Source organism: Glutamicibacter uratoxydans (assembly GCF_050753455.1).
GTDB lineage: Bacteria > Actinomycetota > Actinomycetes > Actinomycetales > Micrococcaceae > Glutamicibacter > Glutamicibacter uratoxydans_A.
This window is the reverse complement of the sequence record NZ_CP192736.1, coordinates 2181340-2206816: the sequence shown is the minus strand read 5'-3', so window position 1 is coordinate 2206816 and position 25477 is coordinate 2181340. Positions and strand designations below refer to the sequence as shown.

Annotated in this window: 20 protein-coding genes and 2 tRNA genes; 14 read left to right on the top strand and 8 right to left on the bottom strand. The window is 58.6% G+C overall.

The window, feature by feature from the left end:
* Positions 1–68: 68 nt before the first annotated feature.
* Positions 69–1481: a zinc-dependent metalloprotease gene (locus ACQQZ8_RS10070; protein ID WP_431709697.1), complete on the bottom strand. Its 1413-nt coding sequence runs from the start codon at positions 1479–1481 to the stop codon at positions 69–71.
* A gap of 192 nt (positions 1482–1673) precedes the next feature.
* On the opposite strand from ACQQZ8_RS10070, the gene ACQQZ8_RS10065 reads away from it, so the two are divergent.
* The 4 genes from ACQQZ8_RS10065 to ACQQZ8_RS10050 all read left to right on the top strand — a co-directional run bounded on the left by ACQQZ8_RS10065 (position 1674) and on the right by ACQQZ8_RS10050 (position 6681).
* The gene (locus ACQQZ8_RS10065; protein WP_431712175.1) at positions 1674–2762 is read left to right on the top strand and encodes a YlbL family protein; all 1089 of its coding nucleotides are present in this window, start codon (positions 1674–1676) and stop codon (positions 2760–2762) included.
* 120 nt (positions 2763–2882) lie between these two features.
* Complete coding sequence (locus tag ACQQZ8_RS10060) at positions 2883–5891, top strand: UPF0182 family membrane protein (protein ID WP_431709696.1); 3009 nt, start codon at positions 2883–2885, stop codon at positions 5889–5891.
* Between the two features lie 66 nt (positions 5892–5957).
* Positions 5958–6031, top strand: a tRNA-Met gene (locus tag ACQQZ8_RS10055).
* A 573-nt stretch (positions 6032–6604) separates the two neighbouring features.
* Positions 6605–6681, top strand: a tRNA-Met gene (locus ACQQZ8_RS10050).
* 115 nt (positions 6682–6796) lie between these two features.
* On the opposite strand, the gene ACQQZ8_RS10045 is transcribed toward ACQQZ8_RS10050, so the two are convergent.
* Positions 6797–7528: a PspA/IM30 family protein gene (locus ACQQZ8_RS10045; RefSeq protein WP_431709695.1), complete on the bottom strand. Its 732-nt coding sequence runs from the start codon at positions 7526–7528 to the stop codon at positions 6797–6799.
* A gap of 55 nt (positions 7529–7583) precedes the next feature.
* On the bottom strand, positions 7584–9602 hold the full coding sequence (locus ACQQZ8_RS10040) for a TPM domain-containing protein (protein ID WP_431709694.1): 2019 nt from the start codon (positions 9600–9602) through the stop codon (positions 7584–7586).
* Positions 9603–9838: 236 nt separating this feature from the next.
* On the opposite strand from ACQQZ8_RS10040, the gene ACQQZ8_RS10035 reads away from it, so the two are divergent.
* From ACQQZ8_RS10035 to ACQQZ8_RS10020, 4 genes are all read left to right on the top strand, one after another.
* The gene (locus tag ACQQZ8_RS10035) at positions 9839–11329 is read left to right on the top strand and encodes a trypsin-like peptidase domain-containing protein (protein WP_431709693.1); all 1491 of its coding nucleotides are present in this window, start codon (positions 9839–9841) and stop codon (positions 11327–11329) included.
* Between the two features lie 165 nt (positions 11330–11494).
* Entirely contained in the window at positions 11495–12316 is an 822-nt protein-coding gene (locus ACQQZ8_RS10030; RefSeq protein ID WP_431709692.1) for an electron transfer flavoprotein subunit beta/FixA family protein, read from the top strand.
* 10 nt (positions 12317–12326) lie between these two features.
* Positions 12327–13265, top strand: coding sequence for an electron transfer flavoprotein subunit alpha/FixB family protein (locus ACQQZ8_RS10025; RefSeq protein WP_431709691.1), 939 nt, complete (start codon positions 12327–12329; stop codon positions 13263–13265).
* A complete protein-coding gene (locus tag ACQQZ8_RS10020; RefSeq protein ID WP_431709690.1) occupies positions 13262–14023 on the top strand; it encodes a PIG-L deacetylase family protein in 762 nt (253 codons plus the stop codon). The genes ACQQZ8_RS10025 and ACQQZ8_RS10020 overlap by 4 nt, the downstream gene beginning before the upstream one ends.
* 87 nt (positions 14024–14110) lie before the next feature.
* Here the strand turns inward: ACQQZ8_RS10020 and ACQQZ8_RS10015 are convergent, their stop codons facing one another.
* From ACQQZ8_RS10015 to ACQQZ8_RS10005, 3 genes are all read right to left on the bottom strand, one after another.
* Positions 14111–14758: a hypothetical protein gene (locus ACQQZ8_RS10015; RefSeq protein WP_431709689.1), complete on the bottom strand. Its 648-nt coding sequence runs from the start codon at positions 14756–14758 to the stop codon at positions 14111–14113.
* Positions 14759–14823: 65 nt separating this feature from the next.
* Positions 14824–15285 (bottom strand): tRNA (cytidine(34)-2'-O)-methyltransferase, encoded by a 462-nt coding sequence (locus ACQQZ8_RS10010; protein WP_431709688.1) that lies wholly within the window; start codon positions 15283–15285, stop codon positions 14824–14826.
* Positions 15286–15321: 36 nt separating this feature from the next.
* Entirely contained in the window at positions 15322–16239 is a 918-nt protein-coding gene (locus ACQQZ8_RS10005) for a J domain-containing protein (protein ID WP_431709687.1), read from the bottom strand.
* 123 nt (positions 16240–16362) lie between these two features.
* Here ACQQZ8_RS10005 and ACQQZ8_RS10000 point away from each other — a divergent pair, with 123 nt between their 5' ends.
* Positions 16363–17283, top strand: a complete 921-nt coding sequence (locus tag ACQQZ8_RS10000) for a diacylglycerol/lipid kinase family protein (protein WP_431709686.1) — start codon at positions 16363–16365, stop codon at positions 17281–17283.
* On the opposite strand, the gene ACQQZ8_RS09995 is transcribed toward ACQQZ8_RS10000, so the two are convergent.
* Together ACQQZ8_RS09995 and folP are read right to left on the bottom strand one after the other, a co-directional pair.
* Complete coding sequence (locus tag ACQQZ8_RS09995) at positions 17219–17995, bottom strand: dihydrofolate reductase family protein (RefSeq protein WP_431709685.1); 777 nt, start codon at positions 17993–17995, stop codon at positions 17219–17221. The genes ACQQZ8_RS10000 and ACQQZ8_RS09995 overlap by 65 nt on opposite strands.
* A gap of 24 nt (positions 17996–18019) precedes the next feature.
* Positions 18020–18928, bottom strand: coding sequence for a dihydropteroate synthase (folP, locus tag ACQQZ8_RS09990; RefSeq protein WP_431709684.1), 909 nt, complete (start codon positions 18926–18928; stop codon positions 18020–18022).
* 112 nt (positions 18929–19040) lie between these two features.
* On the opposite strand from folP, the gene ACQQZ8_RS09985 reads away from it, so the two are divergent.
* The 5 genes from ACQQZ8_RS09985 (at position 19041) to ACQQZ8_RS09965 (ending at position 25477) form a co-directional block, all read left to right on the top strand.
* Positions 19041–19847 (top strand): hypothetical protein, encoded by an 807-nt coding sequence (locus tag ACQQZ8_RS09985; protein ID WP_431709683.1) that lies wholly within the window; start codon positions 19041–19043, stop codon positions 19845–19847.
* A gap of 27 nt (positions 19848–19874) precedes the next feature.
* Positions 19875–21110, top strand: coding sequence for a cysteine desulfurase family protein (locus ACQQZ8_RS09980; protein WP_431709682.1), 1236 nt, complete (start codon positions 19875–19877; stop codon positions 21108–21110).
* The gene (gene mnmA, locus ACQQZ8_RS09975; RefSeq protein ID WP_431709681.1) at positions 21107–22243 is read left to right on the top strand and encodes a tRNA 2-thiouridine(34) synthase MnmA; all 1137 of its coding nucleotides are present in this window, start codon (positions 21107–21109) and stop codon (positions 22241–22243) included. The genes ACQQZ8_RS09980 and mnmA overlap by 4 nt, the downstream gene beginning before the upstream one ends.
* Positions 22244–22615: 372 nt before the next feature.
* Complete coding sequence (locus ACQQZ8_RS09970) at positions 22616–24253, top strand: ABC transporter substrate-binding protein (RefSeq protein WP_431709680.1); 1638 nt, start codon at positions 22616–22618, stop codon at positions 24251–24253.
* 135 nt (positions 24254–24388) lie between these two features.
* Positions 24389–25477, top strand: a complete 1089-nt coding sequence (locus ACQQZ8_RS09965; protein ID WP_431709679.1) for an ABC transporter permease — start codon at positions 24389–24391, stop codon at positions 25475–25477.

The following is a 25477-nucleotide window of genomic DNA, read 5'->3' as shown; positions in this document are numbered from 1 at the left end:
TTAAACGCCAAATCGTCCTTCACCCGTGGGTTACGAGGGTGAAGGACGATTCGGCGTTGATTTATGGGTTAACTCTTGGCTTCGGGATCTTCATCGTTGGGATCCTTTGGAGTGTCAAAACCGCCATCGAGCAACTTACCCAAAGCCGCATCGAAATCCTCATACTCCGAAGCCGCGGTTTCGCGGCGGCTCGTGAAGCTGGTCGGATTATCGAGATCTTCGTCTGTTGGCATCAAATCCGGGTGGTCCCACACTGCGTCACGCCCGGCCACACCGCGTTCGTTGAAGAGGTGCTCCCACAGCGCGGTGGCTTCGCGTAGCCGGCGTGGACGCAACTCCAGACCGACCAACGATGCGAACGTGTTCTCGGCCGGACCGCCCGAGGCACGCCGCCGGCGGAAGGTTTCGCGTAGATGCGAGGCGAATGGCAGATTCGTTGCGGCCTGCGCCACCACGTGATCCACCCAGCCTTCGATCAATGCCAAGGTAAGTTCAAGATTCTTCAAGGCTCGTTCTTGAGCCTCGGTGCGTTGTGGGGTAAATAGCCCATCACCGAGCATCTGCTGCAAGGATTCGGGGTTGGACGGGTCGACTTCTCGCACCGCTTCCTCGATACGTGACATATCGATATGGATACCCCGCGCATAGCTTTCCACGGCACCGATCAGCTTGGTGGAAAGCCACGGCACACGCTGGAACAAGCGGATATGAGCGGCTTCGCGAAGCACCACATAGAGCAAGATCTCCTGCTCGGGAATTTCTAGGCCTTCACCAAACGCATCGAAATTGGTGGACACGATGCCCGGGGTGGTGCCCGCCAGGGGCAGACCAATATCGGTGCCGCCGAGTACATCCTTGGCCAGAGTGCCCAACGCGGTACCCAATTGGGCGCCAAACATGCTGCCACCGAGATTGCGGAAGATCGCATCGGAGTTGCCCAGCATGCCCTTCATCTGTTCGGGCAGTTGCTCTTGCAAGGCGCTGGTAATCGCTGCAGTCACCGATTCAGCAATGGGCTCGGTCAGCTGCTTCCAAGTGTCCAAGGTCTGATCGAACCACTTGCGACGCGTCCAAGCTTCTAAGGGCAGCCCGGTGCCTTCGAATACGGTGGCGTTATCCAACCACATGCCCGCAAGGTAGGAGGCATCGGTGATCGCTGTGGTGCGCGAGTCGCTGATGCTCGGGTCCTCGCTTGCGTAAGCCTGCAAAGCGGTATCCGAGGCCAGCTTCCAATTCACCGCGCCAGCCGATGGGTTGCTCTGCATCATCGCCGACATGAATGCCTGTGCCTGCTGCATCATCTGTTGCATTGCGGCCGGGTTATTCATTTGATCTCCCAGCGCGTCACGCAGCTGCGGGGGCAAATTATTAGGGTCGAAGCCTCCGCCAAAGAGCTGACCAAACATCGCAGCGAAAGGATCCTGCGGGTCATTCTCGTCGTCAGAGCCATGCGGTCGGTTATTCGGGGGAAGCTGTGCCATGTAATAAAAATACCCGTTCTAGCTGAAAGAAAGCATGCTTAGTCGCTTCAGTTCGCTTTCGGCTCAGCGAGATACGCCGTTGTGCGGATGAACTTACACAGGCTTATTCAGTAGTCTAGTAATGGGACAGGCATATCCTGTGCCCAAAGACTCACAGACTTTACTCGTGGCGGGAGCGACTACGTGCAAGAAATGGGACCACTGCCAGGTGCCGAACGTGCCCCAACGCAGGGATCCACAAAACACGCGAGAAAAAAGCCGCTGGGCTCGGTGGCCGGAACCGCTGCGCTGCTGCTTGCTGCCGTGATCTCCTTTATGCCCACGAACTTTGTGGTTGAATCCCCGGGACCAACTCTGGACACCATGGGCGAATTGGAAGGGACCGAGCTGGTTTCCTTACTGGGTGCCGAAACCTACCCGAGTGACAGTCGACTGGATATGACCACCGTTTTTGTTCAGGGTGGCGGCCAGAACCGGGTCACCGTGCCGGTGATCCTGGAAGCCTTGGTGAATTCCTCCAAGGATGTGGTGGCCGAAGAGACCGTCATTCCGCGCGGTGTCACCAGTGACCAGATGAGCGAACAGAACGATTCGATGATGGTTTCCTCCCAAGAGCTCTCGGTCGCAGCCGCATTCAACGAGCTGGACATTCCGTTCACCACCGAGCTGTACGTGGCTGGTTTCGGGAACGACACCAACAGTGCAGTGTTGGAGGAAGACGACCAGCTGCTGGCCATTAACCAGACACCGGTTACCAACCTGAACCAGCTCAAGGGTGAGCTTAACGACCGCGGAGATGAACCCTCCACGCTGACCGTGCGCCGTGGGGAACAAACCGTCGACGAAGTTGTCACGACCCAGCCGGGCGAGGACGGCACTCGACAGATCGGCGTGTTCCTCCGATCTAGTTATATTTTTGATCCACAGATCAATTTCGGGGTGCAGGATATTGGCGGACCCAGTGCAGGCATGATGTTTGCCTTGGCCATCATCGACAAGATGACCGAAGGGTCCTTGGCCGGGGACACCCATGTCGCCGGAACCGGAGCAATTACCGATGAGGGCGAAGTTGAACCCATTGGTGGGATCGCCCAGAAGCTGGTGGCCTCGCAACGTGCCGGTGCCGAGGTTTTCTTGGCACCGGAGGACAATTGTCCGGATGTGCAGGGCCGGGTTCCGCGAGGCTTGGATGTGGTGAAGGTTTCCACGCTGAGCGAGGCCCGTGAAGCGTTGGAGCGTATCGCGCAGGGAACCGATCCGGGGGAGCTACCAACGTGCTAACCCACTAAAACTACCGTGCGGGCTCGGCGTCTTTACGGCCCGCACCCGCAGCCAAATAGAAAAAGACACGCGTCTCGGCACGATTTGACTCACCGAGACCTTGAGTGTGAGGAATAAATAGTGTCAATCGGACCGGATAGTCCATTCGGAGGACCCCCGCGGGGATCCGACGAACCCCAACGACCCTCGAACCCCCCTAATAAGAAGACCTCCCCGCTGACATTGACGATCTTCGCGGTCGGTATCCTTGTTGCGATCTTCGTCTTCTTCTCCAACTTCTACGCTGACATCCTCTGGTTCAACCAGCTGGGATACTCCGAGGTGTACTGGACCGAGAAGGTCGCCAAAGCGGTCATCTTCGTGATCGCCGCGGTGCTCATGGCCGTGCCTATGTGGTTGTCCATGCGCAGCGCCTACAAACACCGTCCGGTCTATGCGCCGACGTCGAACCGCCCGGATATGATGAGCCGGTATCAGGCGCAGCTGGAACCGATTCGGCGTTTCTTGATGATCGGTATCCCGGCAGTCATCGGTGTCTTCTCCGGTGTAGCCGTGGCTGGACAGTGGCAGACTGTGTTGCTGTTCATTAATCAGGAACCTTTCGGGGCAGCCGATCCACAGTTCAACATGGATATCTCGTTCTTCATGTTCTCCCTGCCGTTCATCTCGTTGATCAACGGTTTCTTGATCTCCGTGGTGCTGCTGGGCGGGGTGGCCGGTCTGCTCACCCACTACCTCTACGGTGGAATCCGTATCGAGGAGCGCGGGGGAATTACTATCGGTAAGGCCGCACGTGTACACGCAGCGATTATGGTCGCGATCTTCCTGCTGTTGCAGGGCGTGAATTACTGGATCGGCCAGTACGAGACGCTGAACGATCAGGGCGGGCGTGCCGCGGGTGCGCTGTACAAGGATGTTCATGCGGTGATTCCGGCGCAGATGATCCTTGCCATCGTGGCGATTCTGATCGCCATCACCTTCGTCATCGCGGCCTTCACCGGGCGCTGGCGACTGCCGATGATCGGTACCGCAATGCTAGTGGTTACCATGATCGTCGCTGGTGGCGTATACCCGTTCTTGGTCCAGGAATACCAGGTCAAGCCCTCGGAAATCTCGTTGGAGCGTCCTTATCTGGAGCGCAATATGGAGATGACCCGCCTGGCTTACGGACTAGATGACGTGGAAGTCACCCCGTACGATGCCAAGGTCACCGCCGAATCCGGTGCGCTAGCCGCTGAAGCTGCGACCACCAACAACATTCGTTTGTTGGATCCGAACCTAGTGTCAGCCGCGTTCGCCCAGCTGCAGCAGTTCCGTAGCTACTACGCTTTCCCGCAGAACCTGAACGTGGACCGTTATGAGATCGACGGCAACGTGGAAGATACCGTGATCGCGGCCCGTGAAGTCACCATCGATCCGAACGGGTCCTGGGTTAACCAGCACGTGACCTACACCCACGGCTACGGCTTAGTTGCCGCCTACGGTAACCGCGTAGACTCCAGCGGTCGACCAGATTTCATGCTCGGTGGTATCCCAAGCTCCGGTGCCCTCGCCAATGATGAAACCTATGAACCGCGTATTTACTTCGGTGAGCGTTCCCCGGAGTACTCGGTTGTTGGTGGCCCCGAAGGCTGGACCCCGCGTGAAGTTGACCGTCCAAGTGGCGGCTCGGAAAGCGAAGACGTGCGTTACACCTTCACCGGTGAAGGCGGCCCGAACGTGGGTAACTTCTTCAACCGTCTGGTGTACTCGCTGAAGTTCGCCTCCACCGACCTGTTGCTCTCGGACGCAGTCAACTCCGAATCGCAGATTCTTTACGATCGCACCCCACGCGAGCGTGTCAGCAAGGTTGCGCCATACCTGACCTTGGACTCGAATGCTTACCCGGCGATCGTGGACGGACGGGTGAAGTGGATCCTTGACGGGTACACCACCTCCAACGCGTTCCCATATTCGCAGCAGCAGCAGCTGGAATCGGCAGTGACCGACTCGTTGACCAACGCCTCGGAATTTGATCGCCTCTCCGGTCGCATCAACTACATTCGGAACTCGGTCAAGGCCACCGTTGACGCCTATGACGGCAAGGTGGACCTATACGCTTGGGACGACCAAGAGCCAATGCTGAAGGCTTGGCAGAAGGTCTTCCCAACCAGCGTGAAGCCAATGTCGGAAATGTCCGGCGAACTGATGTCTCATGTGCGCTACCCGGAGGACATGTTCAAGGTGCAGCGTGAGGTGCTAACCACCTACCACGTTGAGAACCCGGATGATTTCTACGAAGCCAACGACGCGTGGGCCGTACCAAACGATCCAACCGCTACCGGTGACATCAAGCAGCCTCCGTACTACCTGTCTCTGAAGATGCCGACTCAGGATGACGCGACCTTCTCGCTGACCTCCACCTTTATCCCTGCCGCCTCACGTAACGGGCAGCAGCGAAACGTGTTGTTCGGCTTCCTCTCGGCGAACGCCGATGCGGGTAGCGAAGATGGTGCGCGCCACGACGACTACGGCAAGCTCCGACTGCTAGAGCTGCCGCGTGACACCGCGGTCCCAGGTCCGGGTCAGGCGCAGCAGAACTTCGATACCACCTCGCGGGTCACCACGACGCTGAACCTGCTGCGTCAAGGTGCATCCGAGGTGCGTGGCGGTAACCTGCTCTCGCTGCCGGTTGGTGGCGGTGTGTTGTACGTGCAGCCGGTCTACGTCCAGTCCTCGGGACAAACCAGTTACCCGACCTTGCGTAAGGTGCTGGTCGCCTTCGGTGAGTCCGTTGGATTCGCAGACACCCTCGGTGAAGCCCTCGATGAGGTATTCCAGGGTGACTCCGGTGCAGTAACCCAGGAAGGTGACGGCTCGGAGGGTGGAGACATCCCAGAGGGTGCCGAGGGCGAGACCCCCGAAACCCAGACCAATGAGGAGCGGCTGTCTCAAGCGCTAGCTGATGCCAACGCAGCTATCCGTGAGGGCCAGGAAGCACTGTCCAACGGTGACTTCGCTGCCTACGGTGCAGCCCAGCAGAAACTGCAGGATGCTCTGAACCGTGCGCTGGAAGCGGACGGTACCGTGCCAGAAGGTAGTGACGAGGAAGTACAGCTGGAGGGCGAACCGCTTCCGGAAGGAGAGTAGTTCGCTGACTGGCTGAGCGGCTCGATTTGCTTTCTACTCCGCGATGATGAAGACTAGTCTAGTCATCGCGGGGTGGAGCAGTTCGGTAGCTCGCCGGGCTCATAACCCGGAGGTCAGAGGTTCAAATCCTCTCCCCGCCACGAAGGTAAAGAAAAGTAAGACTCTTTACGAAGTTTGATCAGAAAACCCCCGGCCTAGCGGCTGGGGGTTTCTGTTTTGCGGCGGGGAATTCTTCGCCAAATTTCTCACTTTGCCGACAATGCGGGTGTATTCCACCCGGAGTCTTTGAAGGCGTTGGCACGGGTTCCGCAGAACAACAGAGCTCCGGTGCGGGCACTTGCACGCCTGCAAAACCGCGGGGACCCGGGGTCGACTTGCCGTTACAGTGGCCGGCAAAACTGGACTGGACCTCCGGCAGGTCACGCGAGAGAGCTAGCAGCAGAGGAATCGGTTCCGGGATTCCGAAGGGCTGTGGATGCCCCACAAGCGCGGCCTGTCAGCGAACAGAGGCAGTCGCTGTCTCAAACCTTCGCTGAAAGACAGCCCAAGCGCCGAGCGGCTTTACTCACTTTGAAAATATTCTCCGACGTGATCAATGTCGGTAGGGGAAGGGCGGCCCTCGCACCGAACGGCGCCGCAAACCTGTGGTGATAAAGCTCACCGGCGCCTGATTAGCCATTGAGTTCACCGGTTGGTAATGTTGTATTTACCGACGCGGGGTGGAGCAGTTCGGTAGCTCGCCGGGCTCATAACCCGGAGGTCAGAGGTTCAAATCCTCTCCCCGCCACCAAGGCAAAGAAGAGGTCCGAAAGGGCCTCTTTTTTCTTGCCCAAGCTCAGGTTCAAGAGTTGAGGGCCACCTTCCAATTTCGGAAGGCGGCCCTCAACTCATCGCAAAGCTATCGACTAGGACTCCAACGCCCCGGTCTGCTTAGCCTTCAGAGCCGCCAGACGGGCCTCGATCTCGGTCTTTTCACCCAGATCTTCCAGCTGCTCGAACTGCGAATCCAGGCTGGAAGCTGCCAGCTCCGCTGCACCGCGAACCTTGGCTTCTTCGCGACGAATCTTCTCTTCGAAACGGCTGATCTCGCTGGTAGCATCCATGATGTTCACGGCCTTGATGGCTTCGTGCATCTGGTTCTGGGCGGCAGCAGCCTTGGAGCGAGCGGTCAGCTCATCGCGCTTAGAGACCAGCTCGGTGCGCTTGAGCTTCATCTGCTCCAGACCGGTCTTCAACTTCTCAACGATTTCACGCTGCGAGCTGATCGTTGGTTCAGCGCCCTTCATTTCGCTTTCGGCCTGCATCTGACGTTGGATCGCGACCTTAGCCAGATTGTCGAACTTGGCAGCGTTGGTGGCGTCACCGCTGGCACGGAACTCTTCGGCCTTATTCGAGGCAGCCAACGCCTTGGTGCCCCACTCGGAGGAGGCTTGCTCATCCTCGCGGTAGTCATCTTCCAGCATCCGCAGGTTGCCGATGGTCTGAGCCACGGCCTGCTCGGCCTCGGAAATGTTGTTGGTGTAGTCGCGGATCATCTGATCCATCATCTTCTGCGGATCTTCGGCCGAATCAATTAGGGCATTGATATTGGCCTTCGTCAGCTGTGCGATACGACCGAAAATGGACTGCTTGGTCATACTGAGAACCTTCCTATCGATTATTGGTCAAACTATTGGGTACAAATTTGGGATGTTAGAAGCTTCCGCCGGCGCCTCGGCCGCCACTGAAGCCTCCGCCGCCTCCACCGAAGCCTCCACCGAAGCCCCCGAATCCGCCGCCGCTTCCGCCGCCAAAGCCGCCGGAGCCGCCAGATCGGCCGCCGCGCAGAATCGAGTCGATGAGGATACCGCCGAGCACGGCGCCACCCACTCCATCGAAGGGGCCACGTTGTTGGCCGCCGCCGAAGCCGCCGCCTCCGAAGTGGTCGACATCGCTCTCTGCAATCCGGGCGGCTTCCTCCGCCAAGCGGATCGCCCGTTGAGCGGTGGCCAAAGCAGCTGCCGGTTGGTTCTGGGACTGTGCTAATGCGTCTTCATAGCAGCGCTGAGCTTCTGCCAAACGAGTTCGAGCCGAGGAACGCACGCCACCACGGCGAGCCCGGATGTAATCTTCCGTTCCGCTGATCCGCGATTGGGCGGTGCGCAGAACCGTCTGGAGTTGAGCCCGTGCGTGCTGATCCTGCTCGGCTTGATCACGCAGGCGATCAAGCTCGGTCGACAACGGCTGGACGGCGTCGTTGAGCGTGGAAACCAGAGCCAACGGATTGGGTTTAGCCTGCTTCATCGCACTTTGTACTTGTTCCAGTGCGGTTTCCAGCCCGGCAATCGGACCGGCGAGCTGACGATGGTTTCCGCTGGTCATCATCGCCTTTGCCTGAGCCAACTCCTGAGTGGCATCCTGCGTGGCCAGTTTCAAATCACGTTCGGCTTGAGAAAGTGCTTGCGCTTGTCGGCTAATCGCGGCCAGCAGAACCTCGGCCTGATCTTGGGCATCCTCAGCGCTTTGCACCAGCACGGCGGCTTGTGCGCGATCTCCGGAGCTGACAGCGGTTGACGCTTCATTCAGTGCCGAACGAGCGAAGCTGATGCGCTCAGAGGCCTGTGAGACGTTATCGAGCACCTGTGAGGTGGCCGAGGAGTCGTAACGGGTGGAAAGATCCTCGATCAGCGACACACTTTGCGAGAGCTGCTCATTGAGCGGTTCGATCGAGCCACTCAAGTCCTGGATGCGGGTTTCGGCATTAGCCTCAAGCTTGCGCAGCTCACGGAACTCCTCGGCATGTGACTGCAAGGTCTTATTGACCTCACCACACCGGCTAATGATTTCGTTCAACCAGGAACGCTGATCTTCTTCAGTATCAGGGATGTGGTCATCCAGTTGCTGCTGGAGCCGGAAGGATTCGCTCAAGTGGGTCTTGGCCGTCGCTAAATCTTCGGTAAAAGTCTGAATTCGATCCTTGCCGTACTGAGCTTCGGCAAAACCCAATTCTTGTTCCGAGGAGCGAATCGAATCGTCTGCGGCAACCAACAGATGATCGGCCTGCTTGCGCAATTGATCCAACGGCACCAACTCTTCGGTGCGGCCGCCGAAAGGCAACCCGGGGCGCATTTTTTTCTTACTACGGTTGGAAAGTACGACGTAGAGCAACACTGCTCCGGCGCCCAAGAGCAATAAGACCGGGAAGATCGAAATCCCGCCGCCTCCGCCGGAGGAAATCCCGGCGCCAGCTGAGCCACTCAAAGCTTCATCAATACCTTCAATGGCACCTTCGGCGGCGGCAACCCAGTCTAATTCGCCCAGCGCCGGGGCGATGAACTGACTATAAATATCCTGCTGGTAGCCTTCGAGTTCACTTCGTTCGGAAGCCATGAAAATCGCTTGACGCTGCGTGGTAGCAATCGCCAAAATCGCGTCACTGCTACTCATGTTCTTCTGCTTGGCTACCGCCGCAGCCCAAGCCGAAGGGTTTTCGGGCTGCTCAAAATTCTCGACGTACACCACGAAAAGACTTGTCCCGGTGTCCTGACGTAACTCGGAGATTTGTTCCTCAAGATCAGCGGCCTCGCCATCGAGAACACCCGAATTGTCCACAACAAAGGTGCCGGGGGGAATCTGGACAGGAGGCTCTGCCCGGCTCGGTAGCGCTACAGAAAGTAGCAACATCGCGGAGGCGAGCATTGCAGCCAAAACTCTCCGTGCGGTGATGGGCATGTTAGTCCTTAGCTTTTACGTGCATAGTTGTTAGCTACACAATACCCACAGGAGATAGATGTATTCACGACGCTGGGTGAAATTTCGTGATTGCATAGGTAACGTGGCGAATTTCTTTGTGGTTGCCGGTTGACCAGCCCAGACTCACAGGGCGCACTCAGTTCATCCCGCTTAACGCCACAGTTGTGAACGGAATAATAGACTTCAGAGACATATAGAGGATGAAGGAAACCACGATGAGTCAGCCACCGATTGACCCCAACGACCAGCCACAGGGCAACAGTTCCCATTGGCCGGATCACTCGCCTCAGGTATCTAATGATGATCCTTCCGCTCGACCGGCTCACAATCCCCAGGATCAACGGCCGCCGGGAGGCTCAGCAAACCCGCATTACGATAGCGGTGCGGAGCCAACCACACAGTATCCGAGGGTGTCCGAGCCTTACGGTTCGCCGTACACCTCGAATGATTCCTACGCTAACAACCCCTATGGTGCGAACCCATATGGGGAACAACATGCGCCTCCGGTGCCGCCTCCAGCGCCGAAGAAACGCTATACAGGTTCCACCCTGATTGCTGGGATGGTTGCCGCTGCCCTCATCGGCGGGGTCACCGCTGCCGGCACCACTTATCTGATCGGCCCGAACACCGGTGGTAGCGCTGGGGTGCAAGCTACCAACCAAGGTGTGGTTATCAATAACCCGGAACAAGCAACGACCGCCACGGCGGCAGCAGCGAAAGCCGCGCCGAGCGTTGTGACCATTGAAGCATCGGGTAACGGTTCAGCCGGTTCAGGCTCTGGAATTATTTTGGATCACGAAGGCCACATTTTGACCAATACCCACGTGGTCACCCTTGGTGGGGCTACGGGTGATCCGTTACTCAACGTGCGATTGAGCGACGGTAAGGTCTACGCGGCCACCTTGGTGGGAACCGACCCGCTCTCCGACCTCGCCGTGATTAAGGTGGAAGCAGAAAACCTGCTTCCGGCCACCTTGGGTGAATCAGGGATCCTGAACGTGGGGGACACCGCGGTAGCTATCGGCGCCCCATTGGGACTTAGCGGCACTGTCACCGACGGAATTATCTCCACTTTGAACCGCACCATCTCGGTAGCTTCGGCTGCCGTTCCCGAGCAGCCAAGCGAAGGTGAGGGCGGGGGAAGCGAGTTTGAATTTGAGTTCCCGGGAATGCCCCGGGGACAGTCCAGCAGTGAATCCATTTACATCAACGTGATTCAAACCGATGCGGCCATCAACCACGGAAACTCCGGTGGCGCGTTAGTGAACGCGGCTGGTGAGATCATTGGCGTCAACGTGGCGATCGCCTCATCGGGGGATGAGGACTCCGGCTCGATCGGTGTGGGATTCGCGATTCCGATCGATTACGCCAAACGGATTTCCAGTGAGTTGATAGCTAATGGTCGGGCCACTCATGGTCTGCTCGGTGCCACCGTTGAACCCTATGCGCCCTCCAGCGGTGCGAACCGTTCAACGGCTTTTAGCACCGGGGCACGAATAGTGGAGGTCGTCCCGGATTCCGCGGCGGAAGCCGCAGGTCTGGTTTCCGGGGATGTGATCACTGGGGTTAACGGACGTCCGATCCAGGACTCACAAACTCTGACCGCCGCGATTCGTGAAGTTGCTGCCGGAGCCGAAGCGCAGATTGACTACATGCGTGGTTCGGCATCCGACACTGTGAATGTGACCGTGGGCGCATTGGAGTAGTGGTCAACCCCGGCAAACGGCATGTGCGGCGAATTCCAGCACGTGCCGTTTGCGTATTATCGTGTATGAGCCCTAGCTATCGATGCCTCACCGATAACATTAGGGATGAAGAGATCCTTCTACGGTCTTCACTGATACTGAAGACACGTTGTATGAAAGGCGAGAATGAGCGACGCGAGTAGTACACCACTAAATATCTTGGTACTGGTCAAGCACGTACCCGACGCCCAGTTCGACCGTCACATTGATCCGGACACGTTGCGCATCGACCGCAGCGAATCGATCCTGTCGGAATTAGACGAGTACGCGGTCGAAGCGGCATTGGCGATTGCCGAGGAACGCGGTGGACCAAAGGCAGGCAACCAAGTGATTGCAGCCACCATGGGCGGTCCCAAGGCGCTAGCTTCGGTCAAGAAGGCTTTGCAGATGGGTGCAACGAGTGGGTTGCATCTCAACGACGAATCCTTGGCGGGCTCCGATGTCACCGCCACCTCCCGCGCCTTAGCCGCATTGGTGAAGTATGCCGGAAACATCGATCTGGTGGTGACCGGTATGGCTTCCACCGATGCGGAAACCGCCGTCGTTCCCGCCCAATTGGCCGAACGCTTGGGCTTTGCGGCACTGACCAACGCCCACAAAGTGGAATTCGATTCCTCCGGTGCCCAGCTGATCATTTCGCGCGATCACGGTTCCGAGTCGCTGAAGCTCAGCGCCGGCTTCCCGGCTGTGCTCTCAGTGACTGACCAAGCCAATGAGCCACGTTATCCAAACTTCCGTGGCATCATGGCCGCCAAGAAGAAGAAAACTGAAGAAGTCAGCGCGGCCGATCTGGGCTTAGACTCCGGCACCGTCGGGGTGGCCGGCTCAGCAACACGACTGATCTCCGCCGAACAACGACCGGCCCGTAGTGCCGGTACGGTGATCACCGATAATGGCCAGGCTGGTATCGCCCTGGTGGATTACTTGGCCGAACAAAAGTTGATCTAAGGACCTGACGATGACTTCCGCATTAGTTTTTTTCACAGAGTTGGGTGCCACCCCAACCAAGGCTCAACGTGAACTTCTGAGCCTCGCCGCACGTTTTAGTTCGGCCACCGTGGCGGTATCCGGTTCGTTATCCGAAGAGTTCAGCCAAGCGCTGGGCAGCTACGGCATTAGCCGGGTGCTTCAGGCCGCTGCCGGCGAAGGCTTCCAAGACTACGATGTGGCCGTACTGGATGCTGCAGTGCAGCGTAGTAACCCTCAGCTGGTCTTGGTGGGCAACGATAGCTACCACCGTGAAGTGGCCGCCCGGGTGGCGGTACGTCACGAGGCGGGCATTATCACCGATGCCACCGAGGTGACTGCCGAGGGCACCGTGGTCAAAGATGAACTGGCTGGCGCGTACACCGCCAAGGCAAATTCCACCGGTGGATTGCTGCTGGTAACGATGAAGCCTAACAGCGTTGAAGACGCCCCAACCGGGGAGGCCACGGCGGTAGCTGTAGAAACCCTAGAAGTTTCCGCCTCCGCTTCACCTACCAGCATTGTGGGCCGTGAAGCGAAGGTCGCTACCGGCCGTCCTGCGTTGGGTGAAGCACGGATCGTGGTTTCTGGCGGTCGCGGCGTAGACGGGGATTTCGGGCCTGTAGAAGACCTCGCTGACGCGCTGGGCGCCGCAGTGGGTGCCTCGCGTGCGGCCACCGATGCCGGGTGGATCGATCACGACTACCAGGTTGGACAGACGGGGACCACGGTGTCCCCACAGCTGTACATTTCTGTCGGAATCTCAGGAGCGATCCAGCAGAAGGCTGGGATGCAGACCAGCAAGTTCATTGTGGCGGTGAACAAGGACGAGGATGCTCCAATTTTCGAGATCGCAGATTTCGGAATCATTGGGGACCTGAAGAAGGTGCTGCCACAGGCTGCCGAGGAACTTCGTCGTCGGCAGTCATGATCAATACGCAACCATTTCTTAGCGCAGCAACCGGTCGGGTGTTGGCATTTGCCGCCCACCCGGATGACTTGGATTTCGGTGCCGCTGGTACCGTTGCCGCGCTGACCAAAGCTGGAGTGGAAGTCCAGTATTGCATCATGACCGATGGGGATGCCGGTGGGTTTGATGACCGGGACCCTGCCGAAACCGCACGTCTTCGTCACTTGGAGCAGCGCGAAGCTGCGGCCCAAGTTGGAGTGAATACGGTGCATTTCTTGGGAGAGCGTGACGGTTTCTTAGAGCCCAGTCATCATGTGATGAAACAGGTGGTTCGGCTGATTCGTCAGGTGCGCCCCAGCATCGTTATGGCCATGCATCCCGAACGGGCTTGGGATCGCTTACAACGCTCTCACCCCGATCATCTGGCCTGCGGTGAGGCAGTCACCCGTGCGATCTACCCGGCGGTGGAAAACCCTTTCAGCTACCCGGAACTGATCAGCGAGGAAGGGTTGGAAGCCTACAAGGTGCCGTGGCTGTGGCTCTATGGGGCACCGAAGGAACGCGAAAACGCGTTTGTGGACATCAGCTCTTTTTTGCCGCAGAAAATGCAGGCGCTACGTGCACACTTCACCCAGCACCCGGATGTGGCTGCCATGGAGAAGTTCGTGACAGCGCAGTGTCAAGAGAACGCGCAACGTGGTGGGCTGGGTGAGAACTCCTATGCCGAGTCCTTCCACGCCGTAGCGGTAAACGCGGACGACACCATCGCGGGTTTCTAGACCGTTTCGAAACGGTTTGGCGGCCTACGGGTCATTAACATCAAGAAGAGTCCAGCTCATTGAGCTGGACTCTTCTTGATGGGGATATTAGCTATTGTCAGTGTCGACCGATTCTGCTTCTTCCTCGGCCGCTTCTTCGGGCTGCAACGGAAGATCGACCGATGCTTCGGTCTGTCCCTGCGGAGAATCTGGGGTTTGTGCCGGTTCGATGCTGATGTGAACCGAGGAAATCTCCGCTGCGGGGCTGATACCACCGGACTGTTCACCGCCGCTGCTCTTGAGCAGCACGGTGAGATTGCCATCAACATCCACCGCCCACACGATCAACTGTTCGCTTTCCTCCAGCATTGGAATCTCACTGACCGCAACGGCTAGGGCATCGGCGGACTGCGAAGTGGTGACCGTGGCGAGCCCGCCGCTACGTAGTTCGAGCGTGTTAGAGATCGCGTCCGGGGCATCGAGCGCGGAGGTGTCATTGGTGGAACTAGCTGAGCGAAGGAAGAAAATTACTAGCGCAAGAACCAAAATGATGACCACGCCGAGCACCGCGAAAATCCAGCCGCGTGCTTTGGCAGGGCGGGCCGAGCGCGCGGTACTGGCAACCTCATCGACGATTCCCAGACCGAGGTCATCATCGTGTGAATCATTGCGGCGCTGATCGTAGCTACCGTTCATGGTCTTGAAATCTCCCGAGGGTTGTCGGTTGGGACTGGTGTCGCACAGTTGCGCGTGCACCTTAAAGAGCCTACTGCACAAGAATGTTATAAAGCTGTGACTTAGGGGTGTCGATGCTGAGTGTCTTAGGGTTGAGCGAAGTCGTGCTGACGCCATGCTTCGAAGACGACGATGGAGGCACAATTGGCCAAGTTCATCGAACGGCGCCCCGATAACATCGGTAGGCGCACCAAATCGGTGACGCGAGAATGCACCTTATCTGCCGGGGACAGTCCCACCGATTCCTTGCCGAACATCAAAATATCACTGGGTTCATAAGCGATATCGGTATAAATCCGCGATCCTTCGCTGGTGTAGGCAAAGACCCTGCCCTCACCCAATGCCGCAAAGGCAGCATCCAGGTTCTCGTGAACGGTCACCACGGCCAAATCGTGGTAATCCAAACCAGCACGGCGCAACTTTGAGTCTTCGAAATCGAAGCCTAGGGGTTTGACCAAGTGCAGTTCGGCGCCGGTGACCGCGGCAAGGCGGATGGCGTTTCCGGTATTGCCCGGAATTTCGGGGGCGTTAAAAAGAATGCGGAACACTCAATCCAGTGTAGTGCCCGGTGGACGTTGCACCGGTCAGTACATGCCCGCCAGCAATCGAGCTAACACTTCGCGATCAACTAAATTGGGTTGTGGACCCGAACCCAAGAACAACTTCAATTCCCGCACCAGTCCGGCGGCATTGAGCACATTCGGCGAGCCAGCCAGGGCAGGGGCACCCTTGCGCCCATACTCGATCACCGGTTCGTGGGGATTGTCACGTCCGGTGAGCACCAGCGTGTAGGGCACCACGTTCATCTGCATGAACGCCCGTTGCATTCCGGCGATTTGCAAAGCCGGAGGCTGCGTCATTTTGTTGCCATGGCGCAACACCTGACCGTCAAACATGTAGTAGCCCTCGGGCAAGGTCATCGTTCCGATGACCGCCATCCGGTACCCAGCAATCAGGACGTGATCAAAATGTCCGCCGCCGGGAGCATGTAACCCGTTGACCAGACGCGCTGCCGGGAGCACCGGCAGGACGTTGCGTTGGAGCAGCGAGATCGTGGCTTCCTCGCGGGCTAAGCGGGAGCGCGAGGTAAACAGGCCACGCTTCCGGGGTTGGCCGTGCACCTGCAGCTTGGACTGCTTGGCGCTGAGCTCGGTGAACAGCGCATCTTCCAGTGGTGGCACGAATTGCACCGGCAACTGTGACTTGGGTTGGGCGGTATTGCTCCGGACCCGCTGGTCGTAGGAACGCTCCGGGCGTGTCGGACCGGCGGTACGCGACGCACTGCTCGCGGCGTCGGGGCTTTGGAAGGAGCGATCGTAGTTGGCCCGCGATTGCTCACTGGATAGCAGTTGGTAGGCCTGTTGCACCTGCTTGAACTTTTCGGCCGAACCACCCAGATCCGGGTGGGATTCGCGGGCAGCCTTACGGTAAGCGACCTTAATCTCGGCCAACGTGGCGGTGCGTGCAATGCCAAGGATTGCGTAGGGGCTTGGCGAACTCATTGCTCGGCAGATGTCCTCTCGACAAAACCATGTCTGGTCGATGAAAGCAGTGGCTAGGTCTCAAGCATAAACGCCAGCGACACATTCTTTGCTGGCGCAACGTGCTGGGTAATGCTGATAAGCATGCGTGAACAGGCTGGTTTCCACCGAATTACGGTGGTTTTTCATCAAGGATCCGGGCGTGGCAAGGGCCTGTCGCGGGCTAGCGCGCTGCGTAGCCGCTTAGACCCGGAGGCACATCACATCACGCTACTGGACATCACCCAGAGCTCACCACAGAACCTGCACGCTACGCTGCGTAGCAGTGACGCGGTAGTGGTGGTCGGTGGGGACGGGCTGATCCATACGGTGTTGCCGTTCCTCGTGGATGTCGGGATCCCGTTAGGCATTATTCCTGCCGGGAGCGGCAACGATGCCTGGCGGATGAGTGGGGCACGCAGTGTCGAGCAGAGCATCGAGCGGGTGGTGGATTTTATTTCCGGGTATGGCCGCATCCGCTTAGCCGATCTACTCCAAGTCATTTATGCGCGTAATCCCGAGGAAACCAAGTATGTGCTAGGTGCGGTCTCTTGCGGATTCGAGGCACTGGTGAATGAGAAAGCCAATCTGTTGCCGCGCTGGCTTTCGGCCACCCGCTACGTGATCGCGCTGCTCATTTCGCTCCCCGCACTGGGCGGGCGGGCTATTGCGTTGGACTCACCCGAAATCCAGTTCCACGGCAAAGTATTCGTCGCCAGCATCTCAAACATTCGTTCGCTGGGTGGTGGAATCGAACTGTTCCCGCAGGCCGCAGACGATGACGGGCTGGCCGATGTGCTGTTGATCCCCGAAACACCGCTGCTGCGGATCTTGCCCGCTGTGGGCAAGATCCTGCGTGGGACCGCACACCGGTACCAACGGACCGCACGAACACCGGTGGTCCAGGTGAAGTTTGCCGGAACAAGTTTCGGGGATGGCGAACCGTTGGGGGAGGGCGACTTTAGCGTGACGGTTCGTCCTGGCTCGTTGACGCTGATGGATTTGTCGTTCGGCGATACTCATTGAGCAGCATCCCGGCTTCCTCTAACACCGAATACAGCGGCAAGCTCAACTCCGTTTCGCTCGTGGCCTGAGCGATACGGATCCCCGAACCGGCAACCAGCCGCGGGCTGAAACTTACACATAGCGAATCCACGAGGTCTTGGGCGATGAACTGCCCAAAAATGTGTGGACCGCCTTCGGCATGAATGAAGTCCAGTCCGCGCTGGAGCAGCTGGGCAACAATGGCCCGGGCATCACAGCCACCCTGATACTGCGGAACTCGGATCAGCTGGACATGTTGCGGATAGCTGGCCGCGGTCTGTGCGCTGAACTCCGCACAGGTAAACAACAACACCGGTGCCGGACTATTGGTCAGTACCGTGGCTTGCGGGTCGATATTCAGTCCGAAGCTGATCACTGCCAAGACCGGGTGCCGACTCAAGCCGTGCGCTTCACGCCAGTTCGCGGCCTGCTGATCAACCAGCTCACCGTCGTACCCTTCGGCCCGCACGGTTCCGGAGCCGACCAACACTACGGAGGCCAGCCGCCGCAGCAGGGCAAAGACTCGGGCATCGGCCGGGGTGCCCAACTCGCCGGAGAGTCCCGCAAGTTGGGCACTACCATCCAGACTGGAAATAAAATTGAAACGAATGAATGGGCGAGTATCGCTGGCATAGCGTTCCAGCAGCTGCTCATCGCTCACCGGGCCGTGCTGTTGCGGAAAAAGTACCTGCATGAATTCACTCCTCGCTAGCTCACCCTAGCGGTGGGCTGGTGGGTTCACTTCGGACATATTGTGGATTTGATAGGCCGGCTCGCGCCATCCGGCGGCCGCTTCGATCAGGCGCACGGTTTGCACCGACTCGGGAATATTGTGCATCCGAATGACCCGCGCCCCACCCATGATGCACATTGTGGCCGCCACCATGGAACCGAGCATCCGCTCCTGTTTGGGAAGATCCAGAGTTTCACCGATGAAATCCTTGTTGGATACCGCAGCGAGGGCCGGATAGCCCAACTCCGCGATGGCGCTGAACCCGGCGGTGAGATCCAGTGTGTGGCGGGTGTTCTTATTCAGATCATGCCCCGGATCGATAATGATCTTCTCACCGCTAATCCCGGTTTCCCGGGCATGGGTGAGCTTGCGCTGCAGATACTCGCGGACTTCACCGATCACATCCTGATACTGCGGCCGCGGGTAGATCGTGCGCGGTTCGGCTAAGGAATGGGTGATCACCACGTGCACCCCGGTCTCGGCGACTACCTGGGCCATCTGTGGATGGGAGAAACCAGTGGTGTCATTGATGACATCGGCACCTGCATCGATGGCGGCCCGAGCAACCTCGGGCAGGAAGGTATCCACCGAGATTACCACGTCGCTCTGCGCGCGCAGTTTAGCGATCACCGGTACCACCCGCTCGGCTTCCTCCCGCCAAGACAGGGCAGGTCCGGGGGAAAACGGTACCCCACCGATATCTACCCAGTCCGCACCGGCATCGACCGCGTGCAGGCTAGCGTTCACCGCCTGATCCAGCCCGAAGGTGGACCCGGCATCGTAAAAAGAGTCCGGAGTGCGGTTCACCACCGCCATCACTGCGACCCGACGGGAAAAGTCGATGCTGCGGCCCGAAAAGGTGTGCAGCGGATACTTCAGTTGGGGCAGGAACATGGGGCGGTGATCCTTACAGTCATTGGTCACAAACAGAATGTGCTCTTTAATACCTATCACTGAAACCGGTGCTGATCGGGGATTCTAACCATAAACTCAGTACGCTGGAGCTATGCAGAACACTCACCTTCCCGCCGCAACCGCCCAGTGGATCAGTCAAGTCTGTGACTTGTCGACCCCGGGAACCATTGCGGCGCAGGTTCCGGCTGGTTACCCCAGCTATGTGCGAATCTTCCATCCGGCGATGGACGAGGACGGGGCACCGGTGCGCTGGGCAGAGATCGCCCGGCAACGCGGTCACCAGTTGCGCGGCGCTGATCTCTTTGAGGATGTCTCGGGGCTGGACCAACATGGGGATCCGTTGAACGATGAAGCCTGGGTGGATGGTGATGTGCCAGCCTATGAGCTGCCCATCGACCAATGGCAGCTGCTGGCCGGGATCCTCAGCGCGCACAGTGGGAGTGACACCTATGTGGCGGCCCTGTGGTCCGGTTATGCCTTTATTGCCGGTGGGGAACGCATCCAAATCGATTTCGAACCCGATACCAGTGCCAGTCCCGAAGCTAACGCCGAAGCCCATGCCGCAGCGTTGGCCCACGCCCAAGAACCTGGGCTACCCGCACAAGTGCGCAATAGTCCCACCTTTGATCGTGGCGGGGGATACCGCAACTACCACCTCTTTGCCTTGAACAGTACTCAGCTAAGTAATCCATTGTGGGCGGTGACCGCCGCCGGTGAGCAGCGACAACGCCCGGGGCTGGTCTTTCCCGAAGACCGGGCATGGGTGCTTTCTACCGAACCCTACGATGACTCGACCATCGTGGCCGGAAGCCGGGAGCTGATCGAGGCGATCTTGGCTGCCACAGAGCTGGAATCTTTAGAGGTCAGCGAACTCACACGGATCGGCCATTTAATGTAAGTGCGTGATGCTCGTACCATGGAAGGGATGAACACTTCGCCCGTATACCTCGATCACGCTGCCACCACGGATATCAACCGTGCGGCACTGGCTGCGCTGACCGAACAAATGACCCGCACCGGAAACCCTTCCTCCTTGCATGGGGCGGGGCGTCGCGCGAACCGCGTGGTCGATGAGGCCCGCGGTCAGATTGCCCGAGCAGCGGGAGCCCATCCCAGCGAAGTAATTTTCACCTCCGGCGGCACTGAGTCCGATAATTTGGCGATCAAGGGGTTGTTCTGGTCCCGACGGGCCGCTAACCCTGACGCCCGCCTGATCCTGCTTGCCGGCATCGAACACCACGCGGTGCTGGATACGGCCGAATGGTTGCAAGCTCAAGAGGGCGCTGAACTGCTGTGGATGCCGGTGGATGCCGATGGGGTTCTGGACTTGGCCGCGGCCACGGCGCTGATCGATGATCACCACGAACGTATCGCTCTGGTCACCTTGATGTGGGCGAATAACGAGGTGGGGAGCGTGCAACCGGTCGCTGCGCTCGCCGAGTACGCTGCCGGTTACGGGATTCCGCTGCACACCGACGCAGTACAAGCCTTTACCTCGGTGCCCACTGACTTTGCGGCGAGCAAGGCCGCCACGATGGCGATCAGCGCGCATAAGATCGGCGGTCCGGTAGGTATTGGTGCGCTTTTGGTACGCCGCGACGTGGTGCTCACCCCGACCCAGCATGGTGGCGGACACGAACGGAAATTGCGTTCTGGAACCCTGAATGCGGCACTTGCCGCCGGATTCGGGGTGGCCGCTGAAGCGGCCGCAGCGGTACGCCAAAACGAATACGAGCGATTGTGCGCGCTGCGCGACAGGGTGATCGACGCCGTGGCCGAGCTGATCCCCGAGGCGGTACTCAACGGTCCGGCAGATAGGGAACACACCGGGCAGCGGTTACCGGGGAACCTGCACTATACCTTCCCCGAATGCGAAGGTGACTCGCTGCTTTTCGTGCTGGATATGTTGGGCATTTGCTCCTCCACTGGTTCAGCTTGCACCGCCGGAGTTCCGCAGCCATCGCACGTGCTAGTGGCCATGGGCCGTGATGCGCGGACCGCACGCAGTGTGCAACGCTTCACTTTAGGGCATACCAGCGATGAGCGTGACGTTGAGAAATTATTAGAAGCTTTGCCCGAAGCCTACGGTCGGGCCAAAAAGGCCGGCATGGCGGCCGATGAAAGCAGTATTCACACTGCGGGAACAGGATTTACACGATGAAGGTATTAGCAGCAATGTCCGGCGGGGTTGACTCGGCGGTGGCCGCCGCCCGCGCTGTGGAGGCCGGCCACGAAGTGGTGGGCGTGCATCTGGCGCTGTCGCGAATGCCCGGCACTTTGCGCACCGGATCGCGCGGGTGCTGCACCATTGAGGATTCCTCCGACGCTTGGCGTGCCTGCGATAAACTCGGCATTCCCTTCTATGTGTGGGATTTCTCCGACCGGTTCGCCGAGGACGTAGTGGATGATTTCATTAGTGAGTATGAGGCTGGGCGCACCCCGAACCCGTGCATGCGCTGCAACGAGAAGATCAAATTTGCTGCACTGTTAGAAAAGGCCCTCGCTTTAGGTTTTGATGCCGTCTGCACCGGCCACTACGCCAAGGTGATCCGCGATGAAGAGGGCAACCCAGAACTGCACCGTGCGGCAGACTGGGCCAAGGACCAGTCCTATGTGTTGGGCGTGCTAACCCATCAGCAACTGGAACACTGCATGTTCCCTCTGGCCGAAACTCCGTCGAAGGCCCAAGTGCGTGCCGAAGCGGCCGAACGCGGCTTGACCGTGGCTAATAAGCCCGACAGTCACGATATTTGCTTCATCCCCGATGGGGATACTCGCGGTTGGTTGGCCGAACGCATCGAAATGAAACCCGGAGTGATCGTTGACCAAGACGGTCTTGAATTGGGTGAACATACCGGCGCTCAGGCCTTCACGGTAGGCCAACGAAAAGGACTGCGGCTGGGACGTCCGGCGGCAGACGGCAAGCCACGCTTCGTCCTAGAAATTCGGCCCAAGGACAACAAAGTGATCGTTGGTCCCGAGGCGCTGTTGGCCGTGGATGAGCTGCGCGGCATCCGGGTGTCCTGGGCAGGGCTGCCAATTGCCGAGGCCAATACCGGAGCGAAGTTCGACTGCATGGTGCAGGTGCGTGCTCACGGGGATCCCGTGGCCGCCATCGCGCATCTTGAACAAAACCAGAACGGTGTGCCGGTGTTGGTCACCGAATTGGTGGAACCGATGCGGGGGGTTGCTCCGGGGCAGACCATGGTGGTGTATCAAGGAAGTCGGGTGCTCGGGCAGGCGACCATTGACTCGGCGCGTTCCTCCGCGTGGGACCCGGCGAAGGTCAGCTAGCTTTATAAAAATACGCAGTCTGCGCATGAACCTTTCAGGGGTTCATGCGCAGACTGCGTTAACCTCCCGGGAGCCACCCACAGTCCAATAGCCGGGCAACACGTCGTCGAGCTCACCACCAGCGCAGCTGAGGCTGAGATTGCCTGACTCTGCCCACGGTGGTTGCGCTGCCGCCCAGTTCTGTGTTCTTTCCAGAAAGCATCATCCCACTAGTGAGTTCTGCAATAGCTTGCTGCTCATCCAGCGCCGACAAGCCGGTGATCGAGGGCAGCGTTTCGCATATTGAGATGTGAAAGATCTGTCGTATAGTGGACTGGGCGTGATACCCATCACCAAGTGGTATCGTGCTGCTCACAATGAGAAGGAAGAACAATGACCCCGAGATTCACTCGACTTTCGCGCGCAGCCGTTGTCTTGGCTGCCAGCACGTTGGCTCTGGCGGCCTGCACCGGCCCGTCGGGTAATAACGATGCTGAAGGCGGCACCGAGAGCGGTAGCGCCACGACCGCAATTACCCTAGGTACCACCGACAAGGTGACCTCGCTGGACCCAGCAGGATCCTACGACAACGGTTCCTTTATGGTGATGAACCAGATCTATCCATTCCTCATGAACAACGAGCCAGGAAGTCCGGAACCGCTCCCGGACATGGCCGAAAGCGCGGAGTTCACCTCCCCAACCGAGTTCACCGTCAAGCTCAAGCCAGGCCTGAAGTGGGCCAACGGCAGCGACCTAGACTCCAAAGACGTCAAGCACAGCTTTGATCGCCAGCTGGCCATCGCCGATCCGAACGGTCCAAGTACCCTGCTGGGCAACCTAGAATCGGTCGAGGCCCCGGATGCCACCACCGTGGTCTTTACCCTGAAGGTCGCCAACGACCAGACTTTCCCGCAGGTGCTTTCTTCACCTGTCGGCCCCATCGTCGATGACGAAGTTTTCCCAGCCGACGCGCTACTTGATGATCAGGAAATTGTTTCAGCCAACGCCTTCGGCGGGCAGTACGTGATCGATTCGTACAACAAGAACAACCTGGTGTCCTTCGCCGCCAATGACGCGTACGACGGAGTCTTGGGCACACCAGCTAATGAGCAAGCTGCCATCAAGTACTACGCCGATGCGAACAACATGAAGTTGGAAGTGCAGCAGGGCATGATTGATGTGGCGTGGCGTTCGTTGACCCCTACGGATATCGAAGATCTTGAAGCCCAAGACGAGCTCACCGTCCATAAGGGTCCGGGTGGCGAGTTGCGTTACATCGTATTCAACTTCAACTCCATGCCATTCGGGGCGGACACCGCCGAGGCTGATGCGGCCAAGGCTCTTGCCGTCCGTCAGGCCGCGGCAAACCTGGTTGACCGCGAAGCGATCGCTTCCGATGTCTACAAGGACACCTACACCCCGGTGTATTCCTTCGTTCCGCAGGGCTTCACCGGAGCCACCGAGCCGCTGAAGGAAAAGTACGGTGACAATGGGGGCCCGGACATCGATGCAGCCAAGGAGCTGCTGGAAGCTGCCGGAGTCGAAACACCGGTCAAGTTGGCACTGCAGTACAACCCGGACCACTACGGTCCGAACTCGGGTGACGAATACGCCATGGTGAAGGCTCAGCTGGAGGCCGATGGCCTATTTGAGGTTGATCTGAAATCCACCGAATGGGTCACCTACCAGCAGCAACGAGTCACCGATTATCCTGCTTACCAGCTGGGTTGGTTCCCGGACTACTCCGACGCGGATAACTTCTTGGCACCATTCTTCGCCACCGACAACTTCCTTTCCAACGGTTACGAGAACGCAGAAGTTGATGCGTTGATTTCCGAACAGCGCGGTGAAGCCGACGAAGCCAAGCGAGCTGAGATGATTGGCCAGCTGCAGGACATGGTGGCTGAGGATCTCTCCACCCTGCCACTGCTGCAGGGTGCACAGGTGGCGGTTGCCGGGAAGGATGTTCAGGGCGTGGATTCCACCTTGGATGCTTCCTTCAAGTTCCGCCTTGGCGTCTTGAGCAAGTAAGCACCCAGCCTAGCTGTGTACCTCACCCCTTGAGGGGCTCACTGTGCCCACCGCGGGCAACCTAACTGTGAGCCCCTTTGGTGTGTCAAGCTCTGTGCCCGGTACCCGGCGGAATCATCCTTTGAAGGAATCTGAATGTCCATAACTCTGCCTGTGGAAGAACCCACCGTCAGCGCCCCGCGGAAGAAACGCAAAACTCTTGGTGGCGGCTTTTTGCGTTACCTGATCACCCGCTTCCTGCTAATTTTTCCCACCGTTTTTATCCTGATCACCGTGGTCTTTTTCCTGATGCGCGTGACCGGGGATCCGATTACCGCCGCCTTGGGCGGCCGGCTGACACCCAACCAGCTAGCCGAACGCATCGCCGAAGCCGGTTATGACCGGCCAGTACTGGTCCAATACTTTGAATACCTCGGCCAGATCCTGCGCGGAGACCTGGGCCGCACCATGAGCGATAACCGGGAAGTCACCGAGGTACTCATCACCTATGGTGCGGCTACCTTGGAACTGTCCATCAACGCAGTATTGGTGGCGTTGCTGATTGGTATTCCCCTGGGGTTGATTGCCGCCCGATTCCGCGATAGCTACTCCGATGCTGCACTGCGCATTTTCGCGATCTTAGGGTATGCGACTCCGGTGTTCTTCGCCGGCTTGCTGCTCAAACTTATTTTTGGTGTCTGGCTGGGTTGGCTCCCGATTTCTGGCCGAGCCCAATGGCAAACCGAACTGGCGTTAACAAACCTCAACAGCCCCAGCGGCATCTATTGGTTAGACGCTCTGCGCAGTGGGAATATGGATGCGTTTTGGGACGTCACCCAGCATGCGGTGCTGCCGGCGGTGGCTTTGGGCCTGCTCACCGGAGGAGTGTTCCTGCGTCTGGTGCGTACCAATGTCATCGGAACCTTGGGCCGTGAATACGTGGAAGCCGGCCGTTCGCGCGGGGTAAGCGAATTCCGGTTGTTGACCAAGCACGCGTACCGTCCGGCGCTGATCCCCATTATCACCGTGATGGGTCTGCAAATCGCGATGTTGCTCGGTGGCGCGGTGCTGACTGAAACCACCTTTGAATGGTCAGGGCTGGGTTTCAAACTGGCCGAATACCTCACCGCACGCGACTTTGTCGCGGTGCAGGGCATCGTGGTGTTGTTGGCTGTGATTGTGGCGGTGACTAACTTCATTGTTGACGTGGTCGCTGCGCTGATTGACCCGAGAGTCAGGTTCTAG

What these genes read in the sequence shown, in the direction of transcription:
- ACQQZ8_RS10040 (WP_431709694.1), bottom strand. Translation starts at nt 9,602, where the DNA reads ATGCCCATCACCGCACGGAGAGTTTTGGCTGCAATGCTCGCCTCCGCG.
- ACQQZ8_RS10035 (WP_431709693.1), top strand. Translation starts at nt 9,839, where the DNA reads ATGAGTCAGCCACCGATTGACCCCAACGACCAGCCACAGGGCAACAGT.
- ACQQZ8_RS09995 (WP_431709685.1), bottom strand. Translation starts at nt 17,995, where the DNA reads ATGCAGGTACTTTTTCCGCAACAGCACGGCCCGGTGAGCGATGAGCAG.
- ACQQZ8_RS10070 (WP_431709697.1), bottom strand. Translation starts at nt 1,481, where the DNA reads ATGGCACAGCTTCCCCCGAATAACCGACCGCATGGCTCTGACGACGAG.
- ACQQZ8_RS10045 (WP_431709695.1), bottom strand. Translation starts at nt 7,528, where the DNA reads ATGACCAAGCAGTCCATTTTCGGTCGTATCGCACAGCTGACGAAGGCC.
- ACQQZ8_RS09965 (WP_431709679.1), top strand. Translation starts at nt 24,389, where the DNA reads ATGTCCATAACTCTGCCTGTGGAAGAACCCACCGTCAGCGCCCCGCGG.
- ACQQZ8_RS09970 (WP_431709680.1), top strand. Translation starts at nt 22,616, where the DNA reads ATGACCCCGAGATTCACTCGACTTTCGCGCGCAGCCGTTGTCTTGGCT.
- ACQQZ8_RS10025 (WP_431709691.1), top strand. Translation starts at nt 12,327, where the DNA reads ATGACTTCCGCATTAGTTTTTTTCACAGAGTTGGGTGCCACCCCAACC.
- ACQQZ8_RS10005 (WP_431709687.1), bottom strand. Translation starts at nt 16,239, where the DNA reads ATGAGTTCGCCAAGCCCCTACGCAATCCTTGGCATTGCACGCACCGCC.
- ACQQZ8_RS10030 (WP_431709692.1), top strand. Translation starts at nt 11,495, where the DNA reads ATGAGCGACGCGAGTAGTACACCACTAAATATCTTGGTACTGGTCAAG.
- ACQQZ8_RS10065 (WP_431712175.1), top strand. Translation starts at nt 1,674, where the DNA reads ATGGGACCACTGCCAGGTGCCGAACGTGCCCCAACGCAGGGATCCACA.
- ACQQZ8_RS09980 (WP_431709682.1), top strand. Translation starts at nt 19,875, where the DNA reads ATGAACACTTCGCCCGTATACCTCGATCACGCTGCCACCACGGATATC.
- folP (WP_431709684.1), bottom strand. Translation starts at nt 18,928, where the DNA reads ATGTTCCTGCCCCAACTGAAGTATCCGCTGCACACCTTTTCGGGCCGC.
- ACQQZ8_RS10020 (WP_431709690.1), top strand. Translation starts at nt 13,262, where the DNA reads ATGATCAATACGCAACCATTTCTTAGCGCAGCAACCGGTCGGGTGTTG.
- mnmA (WP_431709681.1), top strand. Translation starts at nt 21,107, where the DNA reads ATGAAGGTATTAGCAGCAATGTCCGGCGGGGTTGACTCGGCGGTGGCC.
- ACQQZ8_RS10000 (WP_431709686.1), top strand. Translation starts at nt 16,363, where the DNA reads ATGCGTGAACAGGCTGGTTTCCACCGAATTACGGTGGTTTTTCATCAA.
- ACQQZ8_RS09985 (WP_431709683.1), top strand. Translation starts at nt 19,041, where the DNA reads ATGCAGAACACTCACCTTCCCGCCGCAACCGCCCAGTGGATCAGTCAA.